14 protein-coding genes are annotated in these 16,849 nt (G+C 72.3%); 4 read left to right on the top strand and 10 right to left on the bottom strand.

The window, feature by feature from the left end; all coding sequences use genetic code 11:
* Window positions 1–567 precede the first annotated feature (567 nt).
* Window positions 568–1,407 (top strand): FAD binding domain-containing protein, encoded by an 840-nt coding sequence (locus tag OG294_RS05630; protein ID WP_327065286.1) that lies wholly within the window; start codon window positions 568–570, stop codon window positions 1,405–1,407.
* A complete protein-coding gene (locus OG294_RS05625; RefSeq protein WP_327065285.1) occupies window positions 1,404–4,142 on the top strand; it encodes a molybdopterin-dependent oxidoreductase in 2,739 nt (912 codons plus the stop codon). Before OG294_RS05630 ends, OG294_RS05625 begins: the two co-directional genes overlap by 4 nt.
* Before the next feature lie 29 nt (window positions 4,143–4,171).
* Here OG294_RS05625 and OG294_RS05620 read toward each other — a convergent pair whose 3' ends face one another.
* Window positions 4,172–4,396 (bottom strand): hypothetical protein, encoded by a 225-nt coding sequence (locus OG294_RS05620; RefSeq protein WP_327065284.1) that lies wholly within the window; start codon window positions 4,394–4,396, stop codon window positions 4,172–4,174.
* A 122-nt stretch (window positions 4,397–4,518) separates the two neighbouring features.
* Window positions 4,519–5,244: a hypothetical protein gene (locus OG294_RS05615; RefSeq protein ID WP_327065283.1), complete on the bottom strand. Its 726-nt coding sequence runs from the start codon at window positions 5,242–5,244 to the stop codon at window positions 4,519–4,521.
* 129 nt (window positions 5,245–5,373) lie between these two features.
* Between OG294_RS05615 and OG294_RS05610 the strand changes: the two genes are divergently transcribed.
* Window positions 5,374–5,583, top strand: coding sequence for a DUF6011 domain-containing protein (locus tag OG294_RS05610; RefSeq protein ID WP_327065282.1), 210 nt, complete (start codon window positions 5,374–5,376; stop codon window positions 5,581–5,583).
* Window positions 5,584–5,693: 110 nt separating this feature from the next.
* Here OG294_RS05610 and OG294_RS05605 read toward each other — a convergent pair.
* Window positions 5,694–6,931 (bottom strand): IS3 family transposase gene (locus tag OG294_RS05605; RefSeq protein ID WP_327065281.1). Its coding sequence is split into 2 segments (ribosomal slippage): window positions 5,694–6,658 and window positions 6,658–6,931, totalling 1,239 coding nucleotides; the frame shifts between segments, so codons are not numbered across the junction.
* Entirely contained in the window at window positions 6,909–7,892 is a 984-nt protein-coding gene (locus tag OG294_RS05600) for an IS481 family transposase (RefSeq protein WP_327065280.1), read from the bottom strand. The genes OG294_RS05605 and OG294_RS05600 overlap by 23 nt, the downstream gene beginning before the upstream one ends.
* Before the next feature lie 101 nt (window positions 7,893–7,993).
* Here OG294_RS05600 and OG294_RS05595 point away from each other — a divergent pair, with 101 nt between their 5' ends.
* The gene (locus OG294_RS05595) at window positions 7,994–9,340 is read left to right on the top strand and encodes an IS4 family transposase (RefSeq protein ID WP_327065279.1); all 1,347 of its coding nucleotides are present in this window, start codon (window positions 7,994–7,996) and stop codon (window positions 9,338–9,340) included.
* A gap of 120 nt (window positions 9,341–9,460) precedes the next feature.
* On the opposite strand, the gene OG294_RS05590 is transcribed toward OG294_RS05595, so the two are convergent.
* The 6 genes from OG294_RS05590 to OG294_RS05565 all read right to left on the bottom strand — a co-directional run bounded on the left by OG294_RS05590 (window position 9,461) and on the right by OG294_RS05565 (window position 16,788).
* Window positions 9,461–10,420, bottom strand: coding sequence for an ABC transporter permease (locus tag OG294_RS05590; RefSeq protein WP_327065277.1), 960 nt, complete (start codon window positions 10,418–10,420; stop codon window positions 9,461–9,463).
* The gene (locus OG294_RS05585) at window positions 10,413–11,339 is read right to left on the bottom strand and encodes an ABC transporter permease (protein ID WP_327065276.1); all 927 of its coding nucleotides are present in this window, start codon (window positions 11,337–11,339) and stop codon (window positions 10,413–10,415) included. The genes OG294_RS05590 and OG294_RS05585 overlap by 8 nt, the downstream gene beginning before the upstream one ends.
* Window positions 11,340–11,389: 50 nt before the next feature.
* On the bottom strand, window positions 11,390–13,021 hold the full coding sequence (locus tag OG294_RS05580; protein WP_327065275.1) for a peptide ABC transporter substrate-binding protein: 1,632 nt from the start codon (window positions 13,019–13,021) through the stop codon (window positions 11,390–11,392).
* Window positions 13,015–14,643, bottom strand: a complete 1,629-nt coding sequence (dacB, locus tag OG294_RS05575; RefSeq protein WP_327065274.1) for a D-alanyl-D-alanine carboxypeptidase/D-alanyl-D-alanine endopeptidase — start codon at window positions 14,641–14,643, stop codon at window positions 13,015–13,017. The genes OG294_RS05580 and dacB overlap by 7 nt, the downstream gene beginning before the upstream one ends.
* Before the next feature lie 194 nt (window positions 14,644–14,837).
* Window positions 14,838–15,494: a DUF6542 domain-containing protein gene (locus OG294_RS05570; RefSeq protein ID WP_327065273.1), complete on the bottom strand. Its 657-nt coding sequence runs from the start codon at window positions 15,492–15,494 to the stop codon at window positions 14,838–14,840.
* Complete coding sequence (locus OG294_RS05565) at window positions 15,427–16,788, bottom strand: LCP family protein (protein ID WP_327065272.1); 1,362 nt, start codon at window positions 16,786–16,788, stop codon at window positions 15,427–15,429. The genes OG294_RS05570 and OG294_RS05565 overlap by 68 nt, the downstream gene beginning before the upstream one ends.
* Window positions 16,789–16,849 lie beyond the last annotated feature (61 nt).

The following is a 16,849-nucleotide window of genomic DNA, read 5'->3' as shown; positions in this document are numbered from 1 at the left end:
GAGGTGATGTCTCCTCATAAATGGTTTGCTGCCGTGCGGTTGAGCGAAGTACAACTGACCCGGAGGGCCTGGTGCTCGCCGTGCTGGGCTGTGCGAGGTGCGAGTACGTACGGGCGCGTGCGCTGTCCCGGCGACGGGTCGCCCCCAGGTTCGAGGGCGCAGGCCGCCATCGGCCGAACAGCTGATGCGCCGTCAAGCCGCAGTGCCGCGAGTCGGGTACGACCGATCGTAGGCGTCGCAGCCCGGACTCCTCGCGGGCCCGATACTGCTGAGCCTGATCGCGAGTTGTGCTACCTAGTTAGACCGATTTCCGAACCGGAGAGAAGAGGCCGGAAGGACACGGCTGGTCACGTTTCCATCAAGGAGTGGACCATGAACCGGAACCTGCGGCGCCTGGCGTGAGCATGCCGGATGGCTGTCCCGGTCGCCATCCGGGCCTTGATCAGGTCGTCTTCACTGGTGGATCGTCCAGGGCCGGGGTGGATCACTGGTGCGGTGCACCACTGCCCGCCATCCGGACGCGTTGCTTCAATCCTTTCATCGATCTGGTGGAGGACGGTGAAGAGCGTGGACCTGAACACGGTGCTGGAGGTGCGCGATGCCCGCAGCCGCGGGGTGTGGCGGCCCGGTGATGCCTGGCTCGGTGGTGGGACCTATCTGTTCTCGGAGCCGCAGCCGCAGCTGCGCCGGCTGATCGACCTGAGCCGCACCGGCTGGCCGCCGCTGCGCATGACCGCCGAGGGCGACCTGGAGATCGCCGCGACCTGCACCATCGCGCAGCTGTCCCGGTATGCCGCGCAAGCGGGTTGGGCGGCCGCGCCGCTCTTCGAGCAGTGCTGCCGGGCCTTCCTCGCCTCGTGGAAGATCTGGAACATGGCCACCGTCGGCGGTAACCTGTGCAACTCGCTGCCCGCCGGGCCGATGATCTCGTTGACCGCGGCGCTGGACGGGCGCTGCCGGCTGCTCTCCCAGGGCGGCGGGGTGCGCGAGGTGCCGGTCGCGGACTTCGTCACCGGGGCGGGGCGCAACGTGCTGCGCCCCGGCGAGCTGCTGCGTGCGGTGACGCTGCCCGCCAGCGCGCTGGCCGCGCGCACCGCCTTCCGGCAGGCGTCGCTGTACGGGCTCGGCCGGTCCGGCGCGTTGCTGATCGGGGCGCTCGAACCGCCCGCGGCCTCCGGCCGTCACGGCATCCTGACGCTCACCGTCACCGCTGCCACCGTGCGTCCGATCCAGCTGCGGTTCCCGGTGCCGCCCAACGCCCGCGCGGTGCGCGAGGCGGTGGAGAACGCCGTCGAGCCGGGCGAGTACTTCGACGACATCCATGGACTCCCGGCCTGGCGACGCCACATGACGCTGCGTTATGCCGAGGAGATCCGCACCGAGTTGGGCGGGGAGGAGGACCGATGAGCTTCTCGATCCGGGTCAACGAGCAGTCGTTCGACAACGATCCGCGCCCCGGTCAGTGCCTGCGCACCTATCTGCGCGAGCGCGGCTGGTTCGGGGTGAAGAAGGGGTGCGACGCCGGGGACTGCGGCGCCTGCACCGTCCAGGTGGACGGCGAGCCGGTGCACAGCTGCCTCTATCCGGCGGTACGGGCCGACGGCCGCTCGGTGACCACCGTGGAGGGGCTGGCCGAGGACGGCGAGCTGCATCCGATGCAGCGCAGGTTCCTGGACGCGCAGGGCTTCCAGTGCGGTTTCTGCACGGCCGGCTTCCTGATGACCAGCTCGGCCCTGACGGAAGATCAGCTGACCGACCTGCCAAGGGCCTTGAAGGGAAACCTGTGCCGCTGCACCGGGTACCGGGCGATCGAGGACGCGATCCGCGGCGTCACGCACACCGAGCAGCCCTGCGCCGGGCAGGCGGTGGGCCGCAACCTGGGCGCGCCGGCCGGCCCGCAGGTGGTCACCGGAACCGCCCGCTACACCTTCGACCTCGAAGTCGAGGGCCTGCTGCACATGAAGCTGCTGCGCTCCCCGCACCCGCACGCCAGGATCGTCTCGATCGACACCTCGGCCGCACTGCGGGTGCCCGGGGTGCACGCCGTCCTCACCCACCGCGACGCCCCCGAGCGCCTCTACTCCTCGGCCCGGCACGAGCACCCCACCGAGGACCCGGACGACACCCGGGTGCTGGACGACGTGGTCCGCTTCGCCGGGCAACGGGTGGCCGCCGTGGTCGCCGACAGCGAGGGCGCCGCCGAGGAGGGCTGCCGGCGGATCGTCGTGGAGTACGAGCGACTCCCGCACGTCATCGACCCGGAGCTCGCGATGGCCCCCGGCGCGCCGGTGCTGCATCCCAAGGGCCCCGAGTCGAGGATCGCCCGCGCCGAGGCCAATGTGTGCGGCGAGGTGCACGGCGAGATCGGCAGCGTCGAGCAGGGCTTCGCGGCGGCCGACCTGGTCTACGAGGAGACCTTCCGCACCCAGCGGGTGCAGCACGCCAGCCTGGAGACGCACGGCTGCGTGGTGTACTTCGAGCAGGACGAGGAGGGCACCGAGCGGATCGTGGTCCGCTCCAGCACCCAGGTGCCGTTCCTGACCCGGCGCGCCCTGTGCGACCTCTACGACCTGCCGCAGGAGTACGTCCGGGTGGTCGCGGGCCGGGTCGGCGGCGGGTTCGGCGGCAAGCAGGAGATGCTCACCGAGGACATCGCGGTGCTGGCCGCGCTGAAACTGCACCGCCCGGTGAAGCTGGAGTTCACCCGTGCCGAACAGTTCCACGGTGCCACCACCCGGCACCCGTTCACCATCGGGTTCAAGGCGGGGGCCACCAGGGAAGGGATTCTGACGGCCCTTCAGCTGAGAGTGGTCGCCAACACGGGCGCCTACGGCAACCACGGCCCGGCCGTGATGTTCCACAGCGTCGGGGAGTCGATGGCCGTCTACCGGGCCCCGCACAAGAAGGTCGACGCCTACTCCGTCTACACCAACTGCGTGCCGGCCGGGGCCTTCCGCGGCTACGGCCTGGGCCAGGTGACCTTCGCCGTGGAGTCGGCGATGGACGAGATGGCGCGCCGGCTGGGCATCGACCCGCTGGTCTTCCGCGAGCGCAACATCATCGGCCCGGGCGAGCCGATGGTCAGCCCGGGCGGCGAGGAGGAGGACCTGCACATCGCCAGCTACGGCCTGGACCAGTGCCTGGGGGTGGTCCGCCGGGCCGTCGCCGAGGACCGCAGCACCGCCGACGCCCCCGAGGGCTGGCTGGTGGGCCACGGCGCCGCGCTGTCGATGATCGCCACCGGGCCGCCCGGCGGCCACTTCGCCGACGCCACCGTCAAGCTGCTGGAGGACGGCGGCTACGACATCGCGGTCGGCACCGCCGAGTTCGGCAACGGCACCACCACCGTGCACAAGCAGATCACCGCGGGCGCGCTGGGCACCACCGTCGACCGGATCACCATCCGGCAGTCGGACACCGACGTGGTCCGGCACGACACCGGCGCGTTCGGCTCGGCGGGCACGGTGGTGGCGGGCAAGGCGGTGATGAAGGCCGCGAACGCGCTGGCCGAGCGGATCCTCAGCTTCGCCGCCGAACACGCCCGCACTCCGCGCGCCCTGTGCCGGCTGCTGGCCGACGCGGTGGACTGCGAGGGGCGCCCGGTCACGCTCAAGGAGCTCTTCGAGGCCGCGCGCGAGCAGGGCGTGGCGCTCTCCGCGGACGGCCACTGGGGCGGCTCGCCGCGCTCGGTGGCGTTCAACGCCCAGTGGTTCAGCCTGGCCGTCGACCCCGACAGCGGGGAGATCAGGATCCTGCGCAGTGTGCACGCGGCCGACGCGGGCAAGGTGATGAACCCCATGCAGTGCCGCGGCCAGGTGGAGGGCGGCGTCGCGCAGGCGCTCGGTGCCACGCTCTTCGAACAGGTCCTGGTGGACGAGGCCGGCCAGGTCACCACCGCCGCGTTCCGTCGCTACCGGCTGCCGGCCTACGCGGACGTGCCGCGCACCGAGGTGCACTTCATGGAGACCTCCGACGCGATCGGGCCGCTGGGCGCCAAGTCGATGAGCGAGAGCCCGTTCAACCCGGTCGCGCCCGCTTTCGCCAATGCGCTGCGCGACGCCACCGGGGTGCGGTTCACCGAGGTGCCGTTGCTGCGGGACCGGGTCTGGCAGGCGCTCGCGGACCGGCGCGACCGGCCGTGACGCCGCACGCGCCCGCCCGGCCCGCGGTCTCAGTGCCCGAGCAGCGCGGCGAAGTCGGTGCCCAGGTTGGCCACCTTGGTGAGGTCGCCCAGGTCGGAGATGGCGCCGACCGGAATGCTGTAGGTGTGCTCCTGCTTGGACGGCGCCGGGTAGTTCGGGTCGCCGGCGGTCGCCGCGGCCGCGCCGCCGACGGCGGCGAGCACGGCGGTGCCGAGCAGGAGGGTGGTGACGGTGATTCGGGCGGCGGTGCGCATCGGGCCTCCGTGGTCAGGGACGGGCTGACCTGATCAACCGTCGGCGGCGCCGCAGGTTACGGGCGTGCCGCGGGGTACGACCGGCCGGTCGTACCCCGCGCTCTGTCCGGCGGTGGCGCGAATCAGCTGATCGGATGGGGCGAGTCGCCGGCCAGCAGCATCTGCGGCACCTGCGTGAAGCGCCAGCCGGTGCCGTCGGCGGTCAGCACCCAGACCACGTCGAACCGGTTGTCCGGCCAGTCGGTGGGCGGCGCCGGGGTGATGGTGCCGAGGCCGGCGAGGATGGCCGCGATGCTCTCGTGCTCCCAGGCGACCAGCTGGGGGCCGCTGGTGGCCAGCAGCGCCGCCGCGAGACCGGCCTCGTCGCCCTTGGCGTACCGGGTGTCGAGGGTCAGTCCGAGGGCCGCGGTGAGCGGGGTGGCGGTCTCGGCCGGGCGCTTGCTGCCGCCGGTGGTCGGGTCGGCCGCGTAGACCGTGGCGGGCCGGGTCAGGCCCGTCGGTACCGGCGCAGCCGCCCCGCCGCCGGTCCGCGGTGCGAAGAGCGAGATCAGCGCGCCGGCCCGGGTCCAGCCCTGGACGGTCAGCGACTCGGAGTCCTTCTTGCCCTGGTCGGTGACGCCGTCCGGGGCGCCGGAGCCGGTGGGCTTCTCGGCATGACGGATGATCATGATCACACTGGAGGCGTCGGCGGGTCTGGCGGGGGAGACCGCGGCGGCCTGGACGGCCCGGGTGGACCGGTGCTTGGGACTCTTCGTCTCCTCGGCGCCGCAGGCGCCCAGGGCGGGCACCGCGGCGGTGGCGAGGATGCCGAGGACGGCGCGACGGGCCGTCATGATGTTCTTCACCATTCTCCGAACGTCCTGTCCGATCACGGGGTGGCGGAGACTGCTGCCATTGCTGACAAGGTACTGAGCGAACCTGTGGATCGGATGAGAGCGGTGGGCGCAGCCCGTCGTACAGGCCCTATGCTGCCTCCCATGCGCGATCGAGCCCCGGACCAGCCCGAGGCGCTCCTGCCCGCCCCGGCGGACGAGGAGCGCCTGACCGTGCGCGTCACCTGCCGCGGCTGCGGCCGGGTGCTGCACGACCCCGAGTCCCGGATGCTGCGCCTGGGCCCCGGCTGCCGGCACCCCGCCGAGCCGGTGCGGCGCCACGAGGTCGACCAGGACACGCTGCCGGGCCTGTGAGGGCCGGGGCCTGACGGTCTGCCCGGCAGGCGCTAGCTGTTCTGACCCGTGAGGTTGGGGACGCGGCTGGCGGGTGGCTTGCCTGAATCGCTGCGGGTTCTTCAGAGGCTCTAGATTGTGGCTGTGACCTGCAGGTTTGGCTGTTGGCTGTAGTACTTGGCTTCGTATTCGGCGGGTGGGGTGTGGCCGAGTTCACTATGGAGCCGGGTGGAGTTGAACCAGTCGACATACTCTGCGGTGGCGATCTCAACGTCGGCAAGGGTGCGCCAGGGGCCCTGACGCTTGATGAGCTCGGTTTTGTACAGCCCGATGGTCGATTCCATCAGGGCGTTGTCCAGGGCGTCTCCGACCGATCCGATGGACGCGGCGATCTTCTCCTTGGCCAGGTGGGTTGCCAGGCGGAACGACGTGTACTGCGAGCCGGCATCGGAGTGGTGTATCAACTCCCTTGGCATTACCGGGAATCCGGAGCGGTCCCGCTGCCACAGGCCCATCTCGAGGGCTGAGAGGATCAGTGGGGTCTGCTTGTTGGTGGCCGCCGACCAGCCGACGATCCGCCGTGAGAAGGTGTCGACGACGAAGGCGACGTAGACGGTGCCGGCCCACGCCGCCACGTGCGTGAAGTCCGCCACCCAGACGCGGTTCGGTGCGCTCGCGACGAAGTTGCGCTGGAGCAGGTCGGGCGCCCGGTCGACGCTCTTGTCCGAGACGGTGGTGACGATCTTCTTGCCGCGCACCGCTCCTGACAGTCCTTCTGCCTTCATCAGGCGGGAGACCGTGCACTGGGCGACCGTGTGGCCGCGCCGGTTGAGTTCGGCCCAGACCTTGCGGTAGCCGTAGACGCCGTAGTTGCTCTCGTGGATCTCCTTGATGATCGGGACGATTTCGGCGTCGCGGCGGGCGCGGGCGGAGGTGGTGCCGCTCTTGTGGGCGTAGTAGGTGCTGGGGTGGATGCCGCAGTCGTTCGCGGTGAGCGTCCTGCAGATCGGCTCGACTCCGCCGAAGCGGTCCCGGTGCTCGTCGATGAACGCTACGAGCGTGTGTGTGGCCGGTCGAGCTCGGCCGCGAAGAAAGACGCCGCGGCCTTGAGGATCTCGTTGGCGCGCTTCAGCTCGGCGTTCTCCCGCTTGAGCGCCTTCATCGCCGCGGATTCCTCCGTCGTCGTGCCCGGCCGGGCGCCGGCGTCGGTCTGGGCCTGGCGGACCCACTTGCGCAGGCTTTCCGGGCCCACGTCGAGCTTGGCGCCGATCGACCGGATGCACTGGTACTCGGTCTCGTACTGATCGCGGGTCTCCAGCACCAGGCGTACCGCCCGCTCCCGGACCTCACTGGGGTATGGCTTCCTCATAACGGAATCGATCCTTCCAAGAGAAGGAGTCTCGGTCAAACCCGCAGCGATTCATGCCTGCGAGTGCGGTGTGTCCGCGGTGGTGATTGTAGGTGTGGAGCCAGGCGGGGTAGGCGTCGCGTCGTTCCTGCTCGGTGCGGTAGGGCCTTGCGTAGGCCCACTCGTCGAGCAGGGTGCGGTTGAAGCGTTCGACCTTGCCGTTGGTCTGCGGGCGGTAGGGCCGGGTTCGCTTGTGGGTGATCCCGGCGGCGGCGAGGACGTCGCGCCAGGGGTGGGACTTGTAGCAGGAGCCGTTGTCGGTCAGCACGCGCTTCACGGTGATCCCGGCCCGGGCGAAGAACTCGTTCGCCCGGGTCCAGAACGCTGCGGCGGTCTCCTTGCGTTCGTCGGGGAGGATCTCGCTGTAGGCCAGGCGGGAGTGGTCGTCCACGGCGTTGTGCAGGTAGCTGTATCCGGCACCGGAGCGGGTCTTGCGGCCGGCCTGGCGGCCCAGGGTTTTATGGCCGCCGCCGTCGGGGATGTTGCCGAGCTTCTTGATGTCGACGTGGATCAACTCGCCTGGTGCCGAGTGTTCGTAGCGTCGGATCGGCCGACTTGTGGCGCGGTCGAGGTGGGCCAGGCGGGCGAGGCGGTAGCGGGTCAGGACCCGGTGCACGGTGGCCGGGTTGAGTCGCAGGAGGTAGGCGATGCGGGCCGGGCCCCAGCGCCGCAGGACGCGGACCTTGATGATCCGCCGCTCGGTGCGGGTCGGGGTCCGGCGGGGGCTGTGGTGGGGCCGGCTGGACCTGTCGGTCATGCCGGCCTCGCCCAGTGCGCGGTAGCGGTCGGCCCAGCGCTTGGCCGTGGTCGGTGAGACCTGGAAGCGTTCGGCGGCCCGGCGCAGGGGCCAGCCGTCCTCGACCACGCAGCGGGCCAGGCGCAGGCGTCCGGTCTCGGTCAGGGGTGCGTTACGGTGTGGCATGAGGGCCTTTCTGGGTGCCGGGTCAATGCCGTTGCTTGAACTCGTCAAGCAGTTCGTGACGTCGGGGTGGCACGGTCGTTGGGCCTGGCATGCATCCGTGGGTGGGGTTGTCCGATCAGGTGCGGCTGGGGGTGGTGACCCGGTGGGTGACGCCGGAGCTGGTCGCCGAAGTGCTGGAGAGGTGCGGGGTCCGGGACAAGAAGCCCGGCGCGCTTCCTGCTGGGTTCATGGTCTACTTCACGCTTGCCCTGGCGCTGTTCCAGCAGGACTCCTATGACGACGTCGCCGAGCAACTGGTATGCAATGTGCCGGAGTTGAGTGCCAGCGTCCCGAACAAGTCCTCATTCGCTCGGGCGCGCACCCGCCTGGGGCCGCAGGTCCTGGAGACCTTGTTCCGCGAGTTGGCCGGCCCCTTGGCTTCGGTCGGCCCAGAGGGCTCCTTCTACCGCGGGATGCGGCTGGCCGCGGTGGACGGGTTCGTGCTGGACGCGCCGGACACGAAGGCGAACCGGGCCACGTTCGGCGGTCCGACCAAGAACGGCCAAGCGGCCGGATTCCCTCAGGTGAGGGTGGTGACGTTGACCGAGTGTGGCACGCACGCGCAGATCGACGCGGCCGTGGGTGGATTCAACGGCGGTGAAAGGGAGTTGGCGATCGATCTGGCGCCCTCGGCGAGCAAGATACTGGTCATCATGGACCGGGGCTTCCCCGGGGTCGAGTTGTGGAAGGCATATCTCGGGGCCGGGGCCCACCTGCTGATCCGGGCCCGGTCACCGGTGGCGCACCGGCCGGTCGAGTATCTGCCCGACGGGACCTATCTGGCGAAGATGAGCCTGGCCGGCCAACGAGCCTCGCATCCGGGCGGGGTGACCGTGCGGGTGATCGAGTACCGCGTTGACGACGGCGAGGTGGTCCGGCTGCTGACCGATCTGCTGGACCCGATTGCGTATCCGGCGGCGGAGCTGGCCCGGCTCTACCACGCCAGGTGGGAGGCGGAGTCGGCGTTCCGGCAGATCAAGACGTTCCAGCGCGGGCCGGCCGAGGTCCTGCGCTCAGCGGACCCGCAGCTGGTACGGCAGGAGGTCTGGGCGCACCTGGTCGTGCACCACTGCCTCACGCGAGTCATCGTGCGCCTGGCCGACGACAACGGCATCGATCCCGACCGGATCTCGTTCGTCAAGGTCCTCAAGCACACCCGACGCAGTGTGGTCCGGCAGTGCGCGGACACACCCACGAAGATCAAGGAGTTCCTGGCCGTGCTGGCGGCGAAGGCGCGCCGCAAGCTCGACAACGGCGCCAGGCGTCTACGCGAGGCGGACCGGCATCTCAAGCGGCCGGACTCCAAGTACTCCTCGAAGCTCTCCTATCGGATCAACACCCGAGACCGGCAGCCGACACGGCGCGTCACACCCAAGGTCATCACCCTGCAACCAGCGATAGTTCACTGAGTCAAGCAACGGCATTGGGTGCCGGGTAGATGTCGCAATCCACACCGAGCCAGAAGGCCCTCACTCATTTCAAGATCACCCAGCCGTGAGCTCTGTCACCAACCTCCGTGGTCAGTACAGCTAGCGCAGACGCGGGTCGCAGGCGTCCCGGACGGCGTCGCCGAGCACCATGAAGCTCAGCACGGTGGCCGACAGGAAGAGTGCGGGAAACAGCAGCAGGTGCGGGAAGTCGAGGAAGTAGGCCTGCGCGGCGTTGAGTTCGAGCCCCCAGGAGACCGCCGGGTACTGCAGCCCGACGCCCAGGAAGTCCAGCGTCGCCTCGCCCGAGATGACGTTCCCGACGCCCAGCATCGCGACCACCAGCACCGGTGTCACCGCGTTGGGCAGGATGTGGCGGAGCATCAGACGGCCTCCGCCTGCGCCGGTGGCCCGCGCGGCCCGGACGTAGTCGGTCTCCTTCACCCCGATCACCTGGGCGCGCATCACCCGGGTCATGGTCGTCCAGCCGAGCACCACCAGCACCAGCGTCATGGCACCGAGCCCGTGGTCGGGGAAGGCCACCAGCACGACGGTGGCGCCGAGCACGAACGGCAGGCCGAAGAAGACGTCGGCGATCCGGGAGACCAGCCCGTCCACCCAGCCGCCGTAGAAGCCGGCCAGCAGCCCGAGCAGCACCGACAGGGCCAGCGCCCCGGCCGTCACCGCGAGGCCGATGAGCAGCGAGGGGCGGCTGCCGCGCACCGTCTGGGCGAGGTAGTCGCAGCCCTGCACATCGAAGCCGAACGGGTGCGAGAGGCTCGGCCCGACCCGGGAGTCGGCCAGCTCGCAGCGCCCGGTGTCGTGCGTCAGCAGCGCGATGAACGGGTCGGGGAAGGCCGCCATCAGGGCGACCAGCAGCAGCACCGCGGCGGCGGCCAGCGTGCCGGGACGGGCGCCGAGCACCGGCAGGGCGCGGGCCCGGAGCCGGGCCCGGGTGCGGGTCCCGCCCAGGCCGCCGGCCCGCTCGCGGCCTGCTCGGCCGGCGGGCGGCGGCGGCTCCTGGGGGCCGGGCGGCGCGGTCACGGGCGGGGGACTAGTCATGCCGGATCCTCGGGTCGAGCAGGCCGTACAGCAGGTCGACGGCCAGGTTGGCCAGGCAGAAGACCAGCACCAGCACGGTGGTGATGCCCACTACGGTGGGGCCCTCGCGCAGTTGGATGGCTTGGAAGACCTGCTGGCCGATGCCCGGCAGGTTGAAGATGTACTCGGTGACCACCGCCCCGGCCAGCAGCGAGCCCAGCTCGATCCCGAGGAAGGTCACCACCGGCACCAGCGAGTTGCGCAGCGCGTGCACCACCACCGTCCGGCGCCGGGACAGCCCCTTGGCGGTCGCCGTGCGCACGTAGTCGGCGCCCAGGCTCTCCAGTACCGAGGAGCGGGTGAGCCGGGCCACGTAGCCGGCGCCGAAGCAGGCCAGCACCAGGCCGGGCAGCAGGTAGGCACCCGGCCAGCCCGCCTCCGCGCCGGCCACCGGGAACCAGCCGAGCCGGACGCCGAGCACCAGTTGGGCGAGGTAGCCGAGGATGTAGACGGGTACGGCGGCGGCCAGCGTGGTGCCGCCGAGCACCGCGCGGTCGGCCCAGCGGCCGCGGCGCAGCGCGGCCCAGACGCCGAGGCCGATGCCCAGCACCGTCTCCAGGAACCAGGCGGTCAGGCCCAGGCGCAGGGTGACCAGCCAGTGCCCGGCGAGTGCGTCGGCCACCGGCTCCCCGGTGAAGGTCCGGCCGAGGTCGCCGCTGAGCAGGCCGCGCAGGTAGCGGGCGTACTGCACGAAGAGCGGGTCGTCGAGGTGGTAGCGCCGGTGCAGCTCGGCGACGACGGAGGGGGAGATCGGCCGGTCCCCGGCCAGCGCCTGGATCGGGTCGCCGGGCAGCACGAAGACGAGGGTGTGGATCAGGAAGGTGGTGGCCAGCAGGACGGGGATGGCGTACAGCAGGCGGCGGGCGAGGTAACGACCCATCGGGCAGGGCCCCTTGGTTCGGACGGCTGGGGAGTCTGGGCGGGAAGTGGTCAGTGCCGCACGGTCACCTGCTCCAGGTGCAGGCCCGCCACGTAGGGGTCGAACAGGACGTTGCCCACCCGGCTGCTCCAGGCGCTCTGGTCCTGCCAGTTCCACAGCGGGATCAGCGGCAGCTGCTGCAGCGCGAGGTCCTCCGCCTGCTGGTAGTAGGCGATGCCCTGGGCGGCGCTGGGGGCCGCGTCGCCGCGCGCGAGCAGGTCGTCGAAGGCGGGGCTGCTCCAGCCGGGGCGGTTGCCGTGGCCGAGCAGCCCGGCCAGGTAGTCCTGCTCGCTCGGGTAGTCGGCGACCCAGTTCTGCCGGTAAGGGCCGGTGGCCTTGCGGCTGTTGAGGATCGGTGCGAGGTCGGCGCCGGGCATGGTGCGGAACGCGACGTCCCGGATGCCGAGGTTCTGGCGCAGCTCGTTGGCCACCGCGGTCATCCACTGCAGGTAGCTGGGGTCGGAGTTGGCGAAGTACAGTTCGAGCCGTCCGCTGAAGCCGCCCGCCTGCCGGAGCAACTCCCGTGCTCTGTCCGGCTGGTAGTCGCAGCTCTCGCCGCAGGCGCCGGCCCGGTGGCCCGGGATGGTGACGCCCACCAGCGAGTCGGCGGGCAGGTACACCTCGTTGTAGATGGCCCGGGTGATGCCCCGGCGGTCGATCGCCATCGACAGTGCCCGGCGGAGCTCGGGCTTGGCGTAGCGCGGATCCCACAGCGGCAGTCCGAGGTAGTCCATGGTGCCGCCGGGGCGCACGGCGTAGTGGTGGCCGAAGGTGCGCCGGGCCTCGTAGGCCCGGGCGGCGGGCACGTTGGTGACGAAGTCCACGTGCCCGGCGCTCAGTTCGGTGTACGCGGTGTCGGTGCTGGTGAAGATCTTGAAGTGGACGCCGTCGGCCATCGGCGGCCGGGGCCCGGTGTAGGCGGCGGCCCGGCGCAGGTCGATCCGCTGGTTGCGCTGCCAGTCGCCGGCCATCTCGAAGGGGCCGTTGCCGACCGGGTGCAGGTCGAAGTGGTCCGGGTCGCTGAACGCGGCCTGCGGCAGCGGGGCGAAGGCGGGGAACGCGAGCAGCATCGGGAACTGGCTGAACGGGGCCTTGAGGGTGACCCGCAGGGTGCTGTCGTCCAGCACGGTCAGGCCGCTCAGGTGCCGGCTCGCGGGCGGGCGGCCGTCGGTGGGGTTCAGCGCGTCGTAGCCCTCGATCTGGGCGAAGTAGGAGTTGGCGTCCCAGCCGTCCGGGCCGTAGGCGGCGGCCTCCCAGGCGGCGGCGAAGCTGTGGGCGGTGACCCGTTCGCCGTTGTGGAAGACGCCGTCCGGGCGCAGCGCGACGGTCCAGACCCGCTGGTCGTCACTGGTCACCGAGCGGGCCGCGAGCGGGACGGGGTGGCCGTCGTGCGGGTCCAGGGCGAGCGGGGTGTCGAACAGGCCCTCCAGGACCTGCAGTGCGTAGCTGCTGGTGGTGCGGCCCGGGGTCAGGTGGTCGGGCTCGGTCAGCGCGACGGAGTACGAGCCGCCCGGGACGGCCGGCACGGGCCGGTCGTCGTCGGCGCTGCCGCGCGCGCAGCCGGTGGCGGTCGCGGCGAGCAGCGCGAGGGCGGCAAGGGAGTGTCCGGCCAGCGCCACCGCGCTCCGGCGGAGCATCAGCATCGGCCCGCTGCCGCGCAGCCGCTCTCCCAGTCGTGGGCGATGCCCGGCGGGAGGCGCCGGGGGGTCGGTCCGGGGCCGGCGGCAGCGGCCGACGCATCGGTGCCGGCGAGCTGGGCGGCGAAGGCGTCGAGCACCGGACGCGGGCTCTCGCCCGTGAAGTCGTCGAGCAGCACGGCGAAGGCGAGGGTCCGCCCGTCCGCCCGGTCCAGGTAGCCGGCCAGCGCCTCCACGCCCGTCATCGACCCGGTCTTCGCGTGCACCCGCCCCTCGGCCGGGGTGCCGCGCATCCGGCCGCTCAGCGTGCCGCCGACCATCCGGCGCGGATCACCGGCCACCGGCAGCGCGTCGTACCAGGCCGCGAACCACGGCTGCTGCCGGGCGAAGTGCAGCAGCGCGGTCAGGTTCCGGGCGGTCGTCAGGTCCTTGCGGGACAGGCCGGAGCCGTCGGCCTGGCGAGTGCTGGCAGCGGTCAGACCGGCGCGCCGGGAGAAGTCCGCCAGCTGGGCGAGCCCCGCGGTCCAGCTGCCCGAGCCGGACCGCACCCGGCCGACCTCCTTGACCAGGTGTTCGGCGATCCCGTTGTTGCTCAGCTTGAGGAAGGGCGGCAGCAGTGCGGCGAGCGGTACCGAGTCGTGCTCGGCCAGCACGGCCGCGCCGCCCGGCGCCGGCTGCTCGCGCACCTCGCCGCGCACCGTGACCCCGTGCCGGGCCAGGGCCGCACGGAAGACGGTGCCGGCGAGCCGGGCCGGGTCGGTGACGGCGACCCACTCCTCGGTCGGCCCCGCGTCGGCCGGCAGGGTGCCGGAGAGCACGATCTCGTTGCCGCCCGGGCGCCGGTCCGCCTCGGCGGTGGTCTCACCGCCCGGTGCCCCGGTGTCGACGTGGCCGCTCAGGCGCACCGGCGCCTCGGCCGGGGTGACCCGCACCGCCGCCGGGTGGCCGGGCGCCGGGTCGGGGGTCAGGGTGAGCCGCACGCTGCCCACGTCGTCGTCGGCGTCGGTGGTGAGGGTGAGGGCGGAGATCTCCGGACTGTAGTAGGCGCCCTGGTCGTCCCAGGCCCAGCCGGCGCCGAGCGGAACGTCGTCGTAGCGCGAGGCATCGGCCAGGACGTCGCCCGACACTTCGCCGATCCCGGCGGCGGCGACCCGTGCCGCCAGCGCGTCCAGGTCGGCCGGCAGCAGGCTGGGATCGCCGCCGCCGCGCAGCACCAGGTCGCCGGTCAGCACGGTGCCGGTGCGCCGGCCCGCAGCGAGCACGGTGGTGGTGAACCGGTGGTCCGGGCCGAGCAGGTCGAGCGCCGCCGCCGCCGTCACGGTCTTGAGCGTGGAGGCGGGCAGCAACTGGGCGTCGGGGGAGTGCTGGTAGAGCACCTCGCCGGTGGTCGCGTCGGTGACCAGCGCGGAGACCGCGGCGCCGGTCAGGCGGCGGTCGGCGAGCAGCCGGTCGAGTGCGGTGGCGGCGAGCGGTGCGGGGCTGGCGGGTGCCGCCTCGACCGCCCGCGGTGCGGTCCCGGGGGCCGGGCCCGACCCGGTCAGCAGCAGGGCGACGAGGGCGGTGGCCAGGGCACGCCCCAGGACAGGCCCTTGCGGCGCGGCCGACCGCCGCGGCGGGATGCAACGCACGGCGCCTCCAGGGCGGGCGGGCTGAGGGTGGGGCGGCCGGAGCCGGGCCGCGGTTCGCGACCCGGGCTGCTGCCCGGCCAACCACCCCACCTTCGCGCCGACCGACCGCCGGTGGCGGTTGTTGACACGCGCGCGCCGAGAAATCGCCCGCACGGCGCACAGGGTGACAGCTCATCAGTTCGACGGCGGTGCTGTCAGCCCGATTCGCGGGAGCGCTGGGCCGGCACCCTCGCGGCCGTCGTCTCCGGTGCCGAGCGCCGCCGGGCCCGGGAGCCGCCGCGTCCGCTCGCGGCGCGGCGGGCACGGCGGGAGCGGCGGCGGGCGAGGGCTGCCCGCAGCACGATGACGAGCAGGGCCGCGAGCAGGGCCGCCGCCATCACCGGGAACGCGTGCACCACCCAGCGCGCGGCGGCAGTGGCCAGCGCGCTGCCGTGGAGGCTGTCGTGGTGCTCGAGGTACTGCGCCCCCGACGCCACCGCCAGCACGATGACCGGAGCGCTGGTGCTCACCCACCACCAGCCCGCCCGGCTGCTCAGCGCGGCGGCGAGGGCCGCGCCGAGCACCGCGCAGACGGCGAACACCGGACCGGGCCCCGAGCGGGTCAGTTCGTCCACCAGTGCTCCGCACACGGGCAGTCCCAGGGCCGGCAGCGCGCTGGGCACCCGGCCTCGGCCCGACCTGGACCGGTGACCGGCTCGGGGGCCGGACTCGGCTTCAACTGCCGGACTCTGGCGATCCGTCAGCTGCTCGGACGGCGGCGGCCCGCCGACGGCGGCCACGCGATCAGTCCACGCAGGCGAGCGAGCCCGCCTGCGGCGTCGCACCGGCTCTGCCCGCGAGGCCCGCGGCATCCCCGCCGCCCCCGCCCCCGCCCCCGCCGCCGGTGTCCGGTGATCCCGTCCCCGTCCCCGCCCCCGCTGCCGTCTGCGGCGCGGCGAACCGCGCCTGGACGAACGCCTTCGCCGCCACTGGGTCGACCATGCTCACTTCCATTCCTCGTACCGTCTCGATTCCCTCGCTCGGCAGCGTGCTGTAACTCACGTCACCGCCGGTCAGGTTGGGCACCTGCCGGAGGAAGTCCAGGACACTCCACCGGTCGTCGATCACCACGTCGTCGTGCACCGCGGCCAGCAGCGACTGCAGCTTTCCGAGGTCGGCGAAGACACCGGCGTTCGCCAGCGTGCTGCGCAGCGAGGCGAGGAAGGCCTGCTGACGGCGGATCCGGTCCAGGTCGCCGGCCAGCAGCCCGTGCCGCTGGCGGACGAAGGCGAGCGCCTGCGCCGGGCCCAGCGCGTTGATGCCTGCCTCGAGGTGGGCGCCCGACCCCTGTCCCTGGACCGACGGGTCCGAGACGGCGTGGTTGAGGCAGACCTGCACCGGGCCGATCGCCTCGACGATGTCGTAGAAGCTCGCCAGGTCGACCTCGGCGAAGTGGTCGATCCGCACGCCCAGCAGGTTCTGCACGGTGGCCAGCGTGGCGACCCGTCCGGCCTCGCGGCTCTGCTGCTCCAGCTGGCCCGCGGAGAGCCCGTGGCCGGTCAACTCGGCCTGGGCGGTGGCCATCGCGATGCCGTAGGCGCCCGCGATCCGGTCCATCGGGCCCTTCGCGTCGCCGGTGCCGCTCGTGCCGTCCACCCCGTAGGTCTGCACGTAGTCGTCGCGCGGGATGGAGACCCCGCTCACCCGCCCCCCGTCGGCCGGGATGTGCAGCAGGAGGAGGGTGTCAGTGTTGTAGCCGCCCGCCGCGCTGCTGCCGGCGTGCAGTTGATCCCGGACGAACGGCGCGGGCAGGTCGTTGCCGGCCAGGTCCTTGCGGCTGTCCAGGCCGATCAGCAGCAGGTTGACGGACTTGTCGGCCGGAGCGGTCACCGTCGGTGAGCTCTGCGCCGTCAGGTCCAGTGCCCGTGAGGTGGTGACCGGCGGGGTGCGGAGCTCGTTCACGAGCAGTCCGCCCGCCGTGGCCAGCGCGAGGGCCAGCGCCGCGCCGGTCAGCGCGATCCGCCGGCGCCGGCGCCGGGCCCGGCCGCGGGCCATGCCGCCGGCGATCATCGCCTCGGTCCTGACCGGCACCGTGTCGGCCGCGCGCTTGAAGATCTCGACGAGTTCGTCGGCGGACGGTGGTTCCGGCGTCGGATCGGTGGCCATGGTGTGCGATCGCTCTCTCTGCGGGCCGTGCGGTCGGCCGGTGCGGGGGACGTGGAGTGGG

This window comes from Kitasatospora sp. NBC_01302, from assembly GCF_035976515.1.
In the GTDB taxonomy this organism is placed as follows: domain Bacteria; phylum Actinomycetota; class Actinomycetes; order Streptomycetales; family Streptomycetaceae; genus Kitasatospora.
Note: the sequence above shows the minus strand (reverse complement) of the source record. Positions and strands in the feature narration are given on the sequence as shown.